Source organism: Mesorhizobium sp. P160187, assembly GCF_057766425.1.
The window spans coordinates 1000001-1013281 of record NZ_JBYMDX010000003.1 but is presented as its reverse complement, the minus strand read 5'-3'; the positions used below and the strand labels follow the sequence as shown (position 1 = coordinate 1013281).

The window sequence follows — 13281 nt, the reverse complement described above, 5'->3', positions numbered from 1 at the left end:
TTAGCCATGGTCAATCTTCCCCGCGAGCGTATGGATCAGGTCGTCAAGCGTTTCGAGATGCTCGAAGCGCAGATGTCGGCCGGCCCGGCGGCCGATGCCTATGTGAAGATGGCCTCGGAATATGCCGAGCTGCAGGACATGGTGGCCAAGGTCAGGGAACTGCGCTCAGTCGAGCGCGAGCAAGCCGACCTCGAGGCGATGCTTGCCGACAAGGGCACCGACGCAGAGATGCGGGCCCTGGCGGAGGCAGATCTGCCCGGCGTCGAAGAGCGTATCGAAGAGCTGCAAAAGGACATCCAGATCCTGCTGTTGCCCAAGGATGCGGCCGACGACAAGAACGCCATCCTTGAAATCCGCGCCGGCACCGGCGGCGACGAGGCGGCATTGTTCGCCGGCGACCTTTTTCGCATGTATGAGCGCTATGCCGCCGAACGCGGCTGGCGCTTCGAGACGGTGTCGGCCAGCGACGGCGATGCCGGCGGCTTCAAGGAAATCATCGCCACCATTTCCGGTAGGGGCGTCTTTGCCCATCTGAAATTCGAATCCGGCGTGCACCGCGTGCAGCGCGTGCCGGCGACCGAGGCCAGCGGGCGCATCCACACTTCGGCGGCGACGGTGGCCGTACTGCCGGAAGCCGAAGAGGTCGACATCGACATCCGCGCCGAAGACATCCGCATCGACACGATGCGCGCCTCGGGTTCGGGCGGCCAGCACGTCAATACCACCGATTCTGCGGTGCGCATCACCCATTTGCCGACCGGCATCATGGTGGTGCAGGCGGAGAAGTCGCAGCATCAGAACCGGGCGAAAGCCATGCAGATCCTGCGTGCGCGGCTTTACGACCTCGAGCGCAGCAAGGCAGACGAGGAGCGCTCGGAGTCACGCAAATCGCAGGTTGGTTCGGGCGACCGTTCGGAGCGCATCCGCACCTACAATTTCCCGCAGGGCCGCCTTACCGACCATCGTATCAACCTGACGCTCTACAAGCTCGACCGGGTGATGATGGGCGAGCTCGACGAGGTCATCAATGCGCTGATCGCCGACCATCAATCGAAGCTGCTCGCCGATATCGGCCTCGATGGCTGACATGTTGCCCGGCGCGCTCGGGCCGTTGTTGCGGGTGGCGCGGGAGCGGCTTGCCGCGGCCGGCCTTTCCGACTCGGCGCTGGATGCCAGGCTGATCGTCGAACATTTTTCCGGCACGGACCGTACGCAGGCGATCGCCGACCCGCAACGGACGGTCGATGCGGGTGCGGTTGCCGCAATCGGCGCTGCTCTGCAGCGCCGCATGGCCGGCGAACCGGTGCACCGCATCCTCGGGTTTCGCGAGTTTTACGGCCTGCGGCTGTCGCTGTCGCCGGAAACGCTGGAGCCGCGGCCGGACACCGAAACGCTGGTCGAGGCGATCCTCCCTTTTGCCGGCGCGACGGCCGAAAGGCTAGGGCTATGCCGTATCCTCGATCTCGGCACCGGTACCGGCGCGATTGCGCTGGCGCTGCTCAGCGCGGTTCCGGCCGCGACCGCCACCGGGGTCGATGTTTCACAAGACGCGCTGGCAACCGCGATACGCAATGCCGAGCAACTCGGACTCGCCGGCCGGTTCGTGGGGCTGCAGTCCGACTGGTTCGAAAAAGTTTCGGGCCGATACCATGTAATTGCCGCAAACCCTCCCTATATACCGTCTGGAGACATTGGAAATCTGCAGGACGAGGTCCGCGATTTCGATCCACACAGAGCCCTTGATGGCGGTGTGGACGGTCTTGGCCCTTACAGGATCATCGCCGCCGAGGCGGCAAAGTTTCTGGAAGCAGAAGGCAAGATAGCGGTCGAGATCGGCCACACGCAGCGCAATGAGGTCAAAGACATATTCGCGGCAGCCGGCTACAGGCTGGCCGGGGCATTTGTCGATCTTGGCGGAAACGACAGGGTTCTTATGTTTGAACAGGGAAAGCCTTGACGCAGTGCAAAAAAGCGCTTGGCAATGCCGGGGAATGCGGCTAGGGTCCGCCCTAACCGGATGAGACGAAGCAGGCAGTGCTCTTAGCGATTCGGTTTTCCTTGGAAATAGCTGCCTTCTTGCGCAAACGACGCCCAAGCTTCGTGCGGGAATCGTCCGGCAAGTGATGTAACCGGAACAGGATGACACGTGGCGCCAACGCAATTGATGCGGGCGAACGCCGGTGAAGAAACGAAACGGCTGGCTGCATGAGCGCCTCCGTTCGTGAAACGTTTTTCGAAAATTTCAAAATGAAGAGAGTCTTATGAGGCCACAACAGCAGAACAGGCGCATGCGCGGTCGCAACAACAATGGCGGCGGCGGTGGCAACAACAATAACAACAACAACAACCGCAAGGGCCCAAATCCCCTGACGCGCAACTACGAGAGCAACGGCCCGGACGTGAAAATCCGTGGATCGGCTCAGCAGATCGCCGAAAAATACGCCACTCTGGCCCGTGATGCGCAAAGCTCCGGCGACCGGGTTATGGCGGAAAATTACCTCCAGCACGCCGAGCACTACAACCGCATCATTGCCGCCGCACAGGCGCAGATGCCGATCCAGAATGCCCCGCAGAACCGCGACGAATTCGACGACGATGAAGATCGCGACGATTTTGACAATGCCGGCAGCGGCAATGGCGGCGAGACTCAAGCGCCGATGGCGAACCACGGCAACGGTCCGCAGCCGACGATTGAGGGCACGCCGGCCGAACTCGCATACGGCCAGGAAAACGGCCGCGAGAACAACAGTGGCCGTGACAATAATGGCCGTGACAATAATGGCCGCAACAACAACGGCCGCGACAACAATGGCCGCAACCGTGACCGCCGCCCCAATGGCGGCTATGGCCAGAACGACCAGCGTGGCGAGCAGAACGGCCAGCGCGGCGACCAGCAGCGCTTCACCGAAACCCCGGCACAGGCGGAAACCGTTTCCGCGGTTGAGCCCGAAGCCGAGAGCGGTTTCTCCGAGCGGGCGCCGCTGTACGAAAACCTGTCGCCGGCGGCTCTTGCCGCCCGGGCCGAACTCAATGAGGCAGCCGCCGAGAGCGGCGCTGCCCGTCGCCCGCGGCGTCCGCGCCGCCCGCGCAACAATGCCGATCAGGTCGGTGACGAACAGTCTGGTGGTGGCCAGGTGGTGGATGGCGCCGGCGAGACCGCTGCCGCTATTGACGTGGTGGATGCGGCGCCGGCCGAAAGCCCTGCCGGCGACCCGTTCGCCGTCGACGCCAACAACTGACCCACAAGACATAAGTCGATGAAACGGCGGAGAGAAATCTCCGCCGTTTTCGTTTGCTCGGCCATGCAATATCATCAGCCGGACGTCTTGAGCGGCAATGGCTTGCGCCCCATATCTGGCGTGAACTGGACCCGGCTCGGATGAGCGGGTCCGTCACCGCAATCTGATCCGGTGCCGCAAAGCGGGCCGGTGATGGAAGGAGACAGATATGAACCTCGAGAAATACTCCGAGCGCGTCCGCGGATTCATTCAGTCCGCCCAGACCATGGCGCTCTCGCGCAATCACCAGCAATTCACTCCCGAACATATGCTGAAGGTCCTCGTCGATGACGACGAGGGGCTGGCCGCCTCGCTGATCGAGCGCGCCGGCGGCAACGTGCGCGACGTCAAGCTTGGCGTCGAGACCGCCCTTGAGGCCATGCCCAAGGTGGAAGGCGGCAACGGCCAGCTTTATCTGGCGCAGCCGCTGGCCAAGGTGTTTTCGACCGCCGAGGAATTGGCCAAGAAAGCCGGCGACAGTTTTGTCACGGTCGAGCGGCTGCTGCAGGCGCTGGCGATGGAGAAGTCGGCCAAGACGGCCGATATCCTGTCCAAGGCCGGCGTCACAGCGCAGGCGCTGAACCAGGTGATCAACGACGTCCGCAAGGGCCGTACCGCCGATTCGGCGAGCGCCGAGCAGGGCTATGACGCGCTGAAGAAATACGCGCGCGACCTCACCGCCGATGCCCGCGCCGGCAAGCTCGACCCTGTGATTGGCCGTGACGACGAGATCCGCCGCACCATCCAGGTGCTGTCGCGGCGTACCAAGAACAACCCGGTGCTGATCGGCGAGCCGGGCGTCGGCAAAACGGCGATCGCCGAAGGTCTGGCGCTGCGCATCGTCAATGGCGACGTGCCGGAATCGCTGAAGGACAAGCAGTTGATGGCGCTCGACATGGGCGCGCTGATTGCCGGCGCCAAATATCGCGGCGAGTTCGAGGAGCGGCTGAAGGCCGTGCTCAACGAAGTCACCTCGGCGGCCGGCGGCATCATCCTGTTCATCGACGAGATGCACACGCTGGTCGGCGCCGGCAAGGCCGATGGCGCCATGGACGCTTCGAACCTGTTGAAGCCGGCGCTGGCGCGCGGCGAACTGCACTGCGTCGGCGCGACCACGCTCGATGAATACAGGAAGCATGTCGAGAAGGACGCGGCCCTTGCCCGCCGGTTCCAGCCGGTCTTCGTCAACGAGCCGTCGGTGGAAGATACCGTGTCGATCCTGCGTGGCCTGAAGGAGAAGTACGAGCAGCACCACAAGGTGCGCATCTCGGATTCGGCGCTGGTCGCGGCGGCGACCTTGTCCAACCGCTACATCGCCGACCGTTTCCTGCCGGACAAGGCGATCGACCTTGTCGACGAAGCCGCGTCGCGGCTGAGGATGCAGGTCGATTCCAAGCCCGAGGCGCTGGACGAAATCGATCGCCGCATCATGCAGCTCAAGATCGAGCGCGAGGCACTGAAGGTCGAGAAGGACGAGGCGTCAAAGGACCGGCTCGCGCGTCTCGAAAAGGAACTCGTCGGCCTCGAGGAGGAATCGACCGAGATCACCGCCAAATGGCAGTCGGAGAAGCAGAAGCTTGGCCTCGCCGCTGACCTCAAGAAGCAGCTCGACGCGGCCCGCAACGACCTCGCCATTGCCCAGCGCAAGGGTGAATTCCAGCGCGCCGGCGAGCTTGCCTATGGCAAGATCCCGGAACTGGAAAAGAAGCTGAAGGAAGCCGAAGCCCAGGACGGCAAGGCCGGCATGGTCGAAGAGGTGGTCACGCCCGACCACGTCGCCCATATCGTGTCGCGCTGGACCGGCATTCCGGTCGACAAGATGCTGCAGGGCGAGCGCGACAAGCTGCTGCGCATGGAAGACGAGATCGGCAAGCGAGTTGTCGGCCAGGGCGAAGCGGTACAGGCGGTGTCCAAGGCCGTGCGTCGTGCCCGGGCCGGGCTGCAGGATCCGAACCGGCCGATCGGCTCGTTCATGTTCCTCGGACCGACCGGCGTCGGCAAGACCGAACTGACCAAGGCGCTGGCCAATTTCCTGTTCGACGACGAGAGCGCCATGGTGCGAATCGACATGTCGGAATACATGGAGAAGCACTCGGTCGCCCGGCTGATTGGCGCGCCTCCCGGCTATGTCGGCTATGAGGAAGGCGGCGCGCTGACCGAAGCGGTGCGGCGCCGGCCCTATCAGGTCGTGCTGTTCGACGAGATCGAGAAGGCGCATCCGGATGTCTTCAACGTGCTGTTGCAGGTGCTCGACGACGGGCGGCTGACCGACGGGCAGGGCCGCACGGTCGACTTCCGCAACACGCTGATCGTCATGACGTCGAACCTCGGCGCCGAATATCTGGTCAATCTCGGCGAAGAGCAGGACGTCGATGCCGTGCGCGACGAGGTTATGAGCGTGGTGAGAGCCTCGTTCAGGCCGGAGTTCCTCAACCGTGTCGACGAGGTGATCCTGTTCCACCGGCTGCGCCGGCAGGATATGGGTCGCATCGTCGAGATCCAGCTCAAGCGGCTGGAAAATCTGCTCGTCGACCGCAAGATCACACTGTCGCTCGACCAGGAATCGATCGACTGGCTGGCGGCGAAGGGCTACGACCCGGCCTATGGCGCTCGGCCGCTGAAGCGGGTGATGCAGAAGGACCTGCAAGATCCGCTGGCGGAAAAAATCCTGCTTGGCGAGATCCTCGACGGCTCGACCGTCAAGGTCACCGCCGGCTCCGACCGGTTGAATTTCCGGTCCAGGCCCACTGTGGTGCCGACCGACGCGGCAGCCTGATCCAACGCCGCGCGTCCGACCGGACGCGCGGCATTTTCTTGTGAAACAACAATCCTTTGACGGGGGTGCAGATGACGCTGGACGACTACAACAGCTTCTGCGCCTCGCTGCCGCAGACGACGCACGTCGTGCAGTGGGGCGGTGCCGATGTCTGGAAAGTCGGTGGCAAGGTCTTCACCATCGCCGGCCATGACCGGGAGGGTGGCGTCTTCGTCACCTTCAAATGCTCTGAAATGGCTTATGACGTGCTGAAGGATCAGCCCGGCTGCCGGCCTGCGCCCTATCTCGCCTCGCGCGGCATGAAATGGATCCAGCGTCAGACAAGCCAGAGCATGGATGATGATGCGCTGAAGGACTATCTCGGCGAAAGCCACCGCCTCGTCGTCCTCAAGCTGACGAAGCAGACGCGCAAGGAATTGGGCCTGTAGCAACCAGTAATCCGCCATCTTCATGCCCGGTTCATGTTGGAAAGCTTATGTTGTGGTTTGCTGGCGAAGGGGTTTGCCTGCAGGCTTTTGACGATCAGGGCGTTCCTTGCGCATCCAAACGGTGGCGAGAACGTTCTGGTGGGAACACTGCCGGGCGGCGGCAATTACGCATGACCCCGAAAATCGAAATTCGATTTTCGGAAAGGATCATGCGCAGACATGAAGTGTTACAGCGTCCTTTGCGCGTCCAAACGGACGCGCGGCGCTGTAAGTACCGGAGAGTTTGACCACCATGTTCCGCACGATCCTTGCCTTTTCGGTGCTCGCCGCCGGGCCGCTCACGTCCAGCGCCATGGCATCGCCGACTTTGGACAACGCACTGCCGGCCGTCCGCGCCGCCGATAGCGGCGGCATTGTGCTTGCCCAGGACGGCAATCTCGACATCTATTACGACGCCAGGGGCAACCGCGTCATCGTCGATGCCGAGACCGGCAAGGTCATCGCCATCCAGCCGCCGCAGACCAGGCTCGACCGCCGCGCGCTGCGCCGGGAAATGCGGGCACGTGAGCTTGGACGCGCACCGGTCGAAGACGACGACCGCTACTATCTCGACGATCCCGAAGACATGGCGCGTTTCCGCCGCAGGCAACTGGACGATCAGGGACGAATCCCCGGCCCGCCGGTTGATGAATACGATCCTGAAAGCGACAGATTCCTCGGGGCCGCTCCGCAGGATGATGCCAATGACAGCGACACCTATCCGGAAGCGCCGAAGTCCGCTGAACCGCGGCCCGTCAAGCGCCAGCCGCTGAACGAGGCTTCGATCGATCCCGCCGAACCGGCGGTGCCCGCCGACCAGGCCGCGCTGCCGCCGAAAGCCGGTGGCAAGACCGTGGTCGATCCCTCGCTTTCACTCGGCGCACGTCAGGATGTAGCCGCCTTGCAGGTGCTGCTCGACCGCGCCGGCGCTTCACCCGGCGTCGTCGACGGGCGCTTCGGCTCCAATGTCGACAAAGCGCTTGCCGCCTACAACCAGATCACCGGCAGCAATCTCCGCTCGACCGACGCCGTCGGCATCCAGGCTGCGCTGGCGCAAACCGGTGGCGATGCTTTCGCCAATTATACGATCACGCCCGAGGACGCGGCCGGGCCTTATGTCGCCTCGATACCGGAAGATTACAGCCAGAAGGCGCAGCTCGACCGCATGGCTTACACCTCCGTCACCGAAGCCTTGGCCGAACGGTTCCACATGGACGAGAACTATCTGAAGGGGCTCAATCCCGAGGCCGACTTCAGCCGTCCCGGTACTATCATCAAGGTCGCCAATTTCGGCAGGCTGGTGGCGACGCCGGTTGCCCGCATCGTCGCCGACAAGGACAAGAAGCAGGTGTTCGCCTATGACGCCGGTGGCAAGCTGGTCGCGGCCTATCCGGCCACCATCGGTTCAGCCGACACGCCCTCGCCGACCGGCACCCATACGGTGTCGCGCGTCGCGCTCGATCCGAACTACACCTACAACCCCAGCATCAATTTCAAGCAGGGCCAGAACGACAAGATCCTGACCATCCCTCCGGGTCCGAACGGCCCGGTCGGCTCGGTGTGGATCGCGCTGGACAAGCCGACCTATGGCATTCACGGCACGCCCGATCCCTCCAAGATCGGCAAGACCGAAAGCCATGGCTGCGTGCGCCTGACCAACTGGGATGCGCGTGAACTGGCCAAGCTGGTGTCGCCGGGCGTCACCGTCGAGTTCGTCGGCGGTCCCTCGGCCGATGATGTTGCGGAGCAAGTGAGCGCTCCAGCGCAGTGATGTCGGCCTGCCCATAAGGCAGACCGATATCCAAAGCTGGATTCATGAGCACAGGGCGCTGGCTGGTTGTTGCCGGCCCGCAACAAGTCTAAGCAGACGCTCATGAAGTCTCCGAGCGAAGCCGCAGCCGTTCCCCTGACCAGGTCGCTTTCCAACGGTACATTTTGCCCGCAGTCGCAGCGCAAGTTCGTGCTGGTAGCGGCGATCCTGGCGTCAGCGCTCGGCTTCATCGACGGGTCGATCCTGGCCATTGCCATGCCGGCAATGCGCGTCGACCTCGGCGCCAGCCTGGCCGAGGTCCAGTGGATTTCCAACGCCTATGCGCTGACGCTGTCGGCGCTGATTCTGGCCGGCGGCGCCGCCGGCGACCGGTTTGGCCTCAGGCGCGCCTTCGTTGCCGGCATTGCGCTGTTCATCATCGCTTCGCTGGCCTGCGCGGTGGCGCCGAATGCGCTGGTGCTCATCGCCTTTCGCGCCATTCAGGGCATTGGTGCGGCGATCATGGTGCCGGGCAGCCTCGCCATCATCGCCAAGGCCTATCCGAAGAAGGAGCGCGGCCGGGCGATCGGCATCTGGGCCGCCGCCTCGGCGCTGACGACGGCGCTCGGTCCGGTGCTCGGCGGCTTCGTCCTGTCGGCCTTTGGCGGCGGTATCTGGCGGGCGATCTTCGCCGTCAACCTGCCGCTCGGGCTGATCTCGATCTATCTCCTGCTGGCCAAGATTCCCGCCGACGCGCCGACGGAGAAGCGAAGCCTCGATCTCGGCGGCGCCGCTCTCGCCACGCTTGCCTTCGGGGCGCTTGCCTACGGACTGACCTCGATGAGCGCCGAAGGCAGCGAGCTGATGTCGGGGCCGAGTATCGCCGCAGGCGCCGTGCTGCTTATCATCTTCATCGTCTTCGAGCTTCGGCAGCGCGAGCCGATGATCGATCTCAAGCTGTTTCGGATCGGCGCCTTCGCCGGCGCCAACCTCGCCACCTTCTTCCTGTATTTCGCGCTGTCGGCCAATCTGTTCTACCTGCCGATGCTGTTGATCGCCGGATGGGGGCTGAGCACCAAAGAGGTCGGTTTCATCTTCCTGCCGCTGTCGGCGTCGATCGCGCTGCTGTCGGGTCTCGTCGGCCAGTGGTCGGATCGCATCGGTCCGCGTTTTCCGATCGCCAGCGGCTGCCTGGTGGTCGCCATCGCCTTTGCCGGGCTGGCTTTGCTCACTCATGCCGGCATGCACAATTTCTGGACCGGTATCTTTCCGCTGATGGCGGTGATGGGGCTCGGCATGGCGCTGGTGGTGTCGCCGCTGTCGACGGCGGTCATGACCGCGGTCGAGGACAAGGATACCGGCGCCGCTTCCGGCATCAACAATGCGGTTTCGCGCATTGGCGGGCTGATTGCTGTGGCGGCGATGGGCTCGCTCGCGGCCTGGGTCTATTCGACGATGCTTGATACCAGCGTCAGGCCGGGCATTCCGGGGTTCGGAGAACCGGCATTGGCCGGCCTGGCGCCAGACCTTGATGCAACACGGCTCGCCGCCAGCGATGCGGCGTTCGCGGCCGTGTCGACGGTGACGGCCGTGCTTTGCCTGCTTGCCGCTGTTATCGCCTGGGCCACCGTTTCGGGGCAAAAGCTGCCTTGGTCACGAGCCGAAGAGGAGCAGTCGACCTGATTCGGAGCCGACCCGATTCGGAATGCTCTGATGGGGCGATTATGATTCGCCGGCGTCGAGTGTGACGGCTTAACAGGCTGCTGCAAAAGTCTGATCGTTGCTGATCTCGATATTTTTGACGGAAGTTTCTGTTGTCTGCGCGATTTTCGCGGCGGGTTGCAGCTGAGCTTGCTGCGCGAGTTGCGGTCCTTTCTGCTGACGGTTATGCGATCTGCCCTTTCAGGAGCTTTGGGATGCGAACCAGATTGTAGGCGATGACCGCAAAGGTGAAGACGGCCTCCACTCTTGGCTGCCCTCGCAATTTGGTTTTGGCCAATCCGCCCGGCTTCTTCACCCAGCCGAATATCTCCTCGATGCGTTTGCGGATGCGCTGGCTGATCACATAGCCGGCATGGCGCGTGGTGCGCCCGTCGATAGCGGTCTTGCGCACCGTGCCCGCGCTTGAGACCGTGCCTTGTATGGCGATGTGCGGAGTGACTTGGCGCTGGCGCAGGTCGCCAACGAAATCCATGACGTCATAGGCCTTGTCGGCGCCCAGCGTGATGCGATGTTTGCCTTGCCGCCGGTCGAGCATGACAAGCGTGGCTTCCCGCTCGGCCTTGCCGGTGGCGTGCGTCAACGTTGCATCGACCGCCAGCCCGTTGCGGTTCTCCCATCAGCACATGGCCCATGAAGCACAGGCGGCTCGGATGGCCGTCCGCCTTGCGGTAGAGCCGGGCGTCGGGATCGGTCGTGGAGGCATGTGTCTGATTCGAGCGCTTCTCCTTGCGGAAGTTGCGCTTGCCATTGCGCCCTGGCCCTGGCGGATCGCCCGAACCATCCTTCGGGCGGAAGCTCTTCATCGAAGCCCAGGCATCGATCAGCGTGCCGTCCACCGAAAAATGCTCGCTCGACAGAAGCTTGCTCACCCGCTTGAGGCCCATCAGTTCACCCAAAAACTCTCGCGCCACATCGGCTTCAAGCAGCCGGTCGCGATTGTGGGTGAAAACCGTCGCATGCCACGCCGGCGCGTCAAGCGGCAGGCCAACGAACCAGCGGAACAGCAGATTGTAATCAATCTGCTCCATCAGTTGCCGTTCCGAACGAACCGAGAAGAACGCTTGCAGCAGTGTCGCCCGCAGCAACATCTCCGGTGGGATCGACGGCCGGCCCATGCCCGAATAGAGCGCCTCGAAGCGACCATCCAGACGACCAAGCACTTCATCGCACAACTGCCGGATCGCCCGCAGAGGATGATCCAACGGAATGCACTTCTCTAACGGAACATAGCTGAAAAGGCTTCCCGGTCCTTCACTACGACCCCGCATCGCAAATCACTCCCGTTGTCAGACGAAAGTGAATCATAAAACAAAGCCAAATGCGATTTTTGCAGCAGCCTGTTAAGTCTTTGTTTTGACGCATGTCCTTGTCCCAGAGCCGCGGCACACTTCTGGGCGACATGCATTAGCCTTCGATCTTGGCGCTCGCGACCTTCAGCGGATTGCTGTCTTCCTGCTTGAGCAGTTCATCGATGCGCTCGCGCTCGCGCTTGAAAGCGACCAGGTCGTCGCCCTTCAGCACCTTGCCGACCGGCAGGCGCACGCGCATCGGGTCGACCTTGGTGCCGTTGACGATCAGCTCGTAGTGAAGATGCGGACCGGTGGAGAGGCCGGTCTGACCGAGGAAGCCGATGGTCTGGCCCTGGCGGACATGAACGCCCGGTTCGATGCCTTTGGCAAAGGCGCTCTGGTGATTGTAGGAGGTCTCGTAGCCATTGGCATGGCGGATGATGATCTGTTTGCCGTAGCCGCCGGCCCAGCCGGCCTTTTCGATGGTGCCGTTGCCGGCGGCGATGATCGGCGTTCCGATCGGTGCCGCCCAGTCGACGCCGGTATGCATGCGGACATAACCGAGGATCGGATGTCGGCGGGCGCCGAAGCCGGAGCGGAATTTCCCGGCGGGCAGGGGGTTGCGCAACAGGAACTGCTCGGCGCTAGATCCGTCCTCGTCGAAATAGTCGGTCGAGCCGTCCTGCATCTGGAATCGGTAGAAATTGCGCGTCTGGCCGCCGAAGGTCGACGAGACATAGAGCAGTTCCGATTCGTCGGAGGCCTGGTCGTCGCCGTCCGGCTGCGAGAACAGCACGTCGATGCGGTCCGATGGATTGAGCCTGGACTGGAAGTCGACGCCGGAGGCCAGGAGCTTGACCAGTTGCTGGGTCAGCTTCTTCGACATGCCGTAGGAATAGGCGGCGCGGTAGATGCCGTCATAGACGTTCGGCAGATTGCCGCGCACCACCACCGGCGCCGACGAATCATCGAACGCGGTCAGCAATTCGGGGTTCGGCTCCGGTTCCTGCGCCGGCACATACTGGCCGCGGTCGTCGAGCGCGATGGTGACGATGTGCGTTGTCTTGTCATAGACGCTGGTGCGAACGACCTTGGCGGCGTCGCCATGTACCTCGAGCCCGACGCGCAGCACGGTTCCGGTCTTCAGCGCCGGTGCGTTGAGCAGCTTGCCGATCACCTCCGCCATGCCGGTGGCGTCATCGCCCGTATAGCCCGAATCAGCGAAAGCCTCGGCAATGTCGCGGTCCCTGGTGAAGGGAATGATTTCCTCGGCGAAAGCCGGGGTCTGGTCGTCGAGCGCGACGCGCGGCGCCACCGAGACGTTTTCCGGCACGATCTTGACGTCGTAGGAGCCGGCCATCGATTCGGCGAAGGCATCGCCGAATCGCTGCGGGTCGACATAATGCAGGGAGGCGACCTGCACGGCGCCGTCGCTGAGGTCGGTGCCGGCTTCGCGCACCACTTTTTCAACCTCGTCGGCGGACAGGTCGCTTTTTTCGTCGAAGGAGGCCGTCTCAACCGGGAAATCGACCGTCTTGAGGCTCATCTCGCTTTCGACCTTGGCGCCGTAGATCTGGCCGCCAACTGCGGAGGCCGTCGCCGGCTGCGCCGGCGTCGAGTCGCCATCGTCGCCGAACACCTGCATCGGGTCGAAAGGCGGATAGGCGCGGTTGGTGGTGTGGCCGGCTGCCAGCGCCATCTTGATCTGCACGAACGGCATGGTGTGGATAACGTCGCGGTCGCCGACCTTGGTCACCATCGACACTTCCATGCGCCGGCGGTCCTTGGCCTTGGCGATCTGGCGCGGCGCCACCAGCCTGGTGGTCTTGGCGACCTCGCCGGAATCGCCGCCGCTTTCGAGCTGGGCCAGTTCGGCGATTTCGGGCGGGGTTGCCAGCTGCTGGCGGCCGTCAAGGGCGGCAAACAACGCCACGCCCATCAGCACACTCGAGGTCACGCCGGTAAGAAAGGTGCCCGACAGCCAGCGCGCCGAAACCTC

At 63.3% G+C, this 13281-nt stretch carries 8 protein-coding genes and 1 pseudogene (1 of these 9 running past the window's edge); 7 read left to right on the top strand and 2 right to left on the bottom strand.

What is annotated here, in order from left to right; genetic code table 11:
- Positions 1-6 precede the first annotated feature (6 nt).
- The 7 genes from prfA (at position 7) to AC3CCE_RS08155 (ending at position 9954) form a co-directional block, all read left to right on the top strand.
- Complete coding sequence (gene prfA / locus AC3CCE_RS08185) at positions 7-1086, top strand: peptide chain release factor 1 (RefSeq protein ID WP_352511785.1); 1080 nt, start codon at positions 7-9, stop codon at positions 1084-1086.
- Positions 1079-1957, top strand: a complete 879-nt coding sequence (prmC, locus tag AC3CCE_RS08180; RefSeq protein WP_023737470.1) for a peptide chain release factor N(5)-glutamine methyltransferase — start codon at positions 1079-1081, stop codon at positions 1955-1957. The genes prfA and prmC overlap by 8 nt, the downstream gene beginning before the upstream one ends.
- Before the next feature lie 304 nt (positions 1958-2261).
- Positions 2262-3239 carry a DUF4167 domain-containing protein gene (locus AC3CCE_RS08175; protein WP_023685773.1) on the top strand — a complete coding sequence of 326 codons (978 nt, stop codon included), beginning with the start codon at positions 2262-2264 and terminating at the stop codon, positions 3237-3239.
- A 208-nt stretch (positions 3240-3447) separates the two neighbouring features.
- A complete protein-coding gene (clpB, locus tag AC3CCE_RS08170) occupies positions 3448-6054 on the top strand; it encodes an ATP-dependent chaperone ClpB (RefSeq protein ID WP_023701437.1) in 2607 nt (868 codons plus the stop codon).
- A 71-nt stretch (positions 6055-6125) separates the two neighbouring features.
- Positions 6126-6482 carry an MmcQ/YjbR family DNA-binding protein gene (locus AC3CCE_RS08165; RefSeq protein ID WP_023685771.1) on the top strand — a complete coding sequence of 119 codons (357 nt, stop codon included), beginning with the start codon at positions 6126-6128 and terminating at the stop codon, positions 6480-6482.
- Between the two features lie 292 nt (positions 6483-6774).
- Positions 6775-8292, top strand: coding sequence for a L,D-transpeptidase family protein (locus AC3CCE_RS08160; protein ID WP_352511782.1), 1518 nt, complete (start codon positions 6775-6777; stop codon positions 8290-8292).
- A gap of 102 nt (positions 8293-8394) precedes the next feature.
- Complete coding sequence (locus AC3CCE_RS08155; protein WP_352511781.1) at positions 8395-9954, top strand: MFS transporter; 1560 nt, start codon at positions 8395-8397, stop codon at positions 9952-9954.
- Positions 9955-10156: 202 nt separating this feature from the next.
- Here the strand turns inward: AC3CCE_RS08155 and AC3CCE_RS08150 are convergent.
- Positions 10157-11261, bottom strand: a pseudogene (locus AC3CCE_RS08150) (IS5 family transposase).
- 136 nt (positions 11262-11397) lie between these two features.
- A protein-coding gene (locus tag AC3CCE_RS08145; protein WP_352623466.1) for a M23 family metallopeptidase crosses the window boundary here: on the bottom strand, positions 11398-13281 show its 3' portion. Its footprint extends 87 nt past the window's final position; the window shows 1884 of its 1971 coding nt (coding positions 88-1971); its start codon lies off the right edge, out of view — the gene reads right to left on this strand; the stop codon is at positions 11398-11400.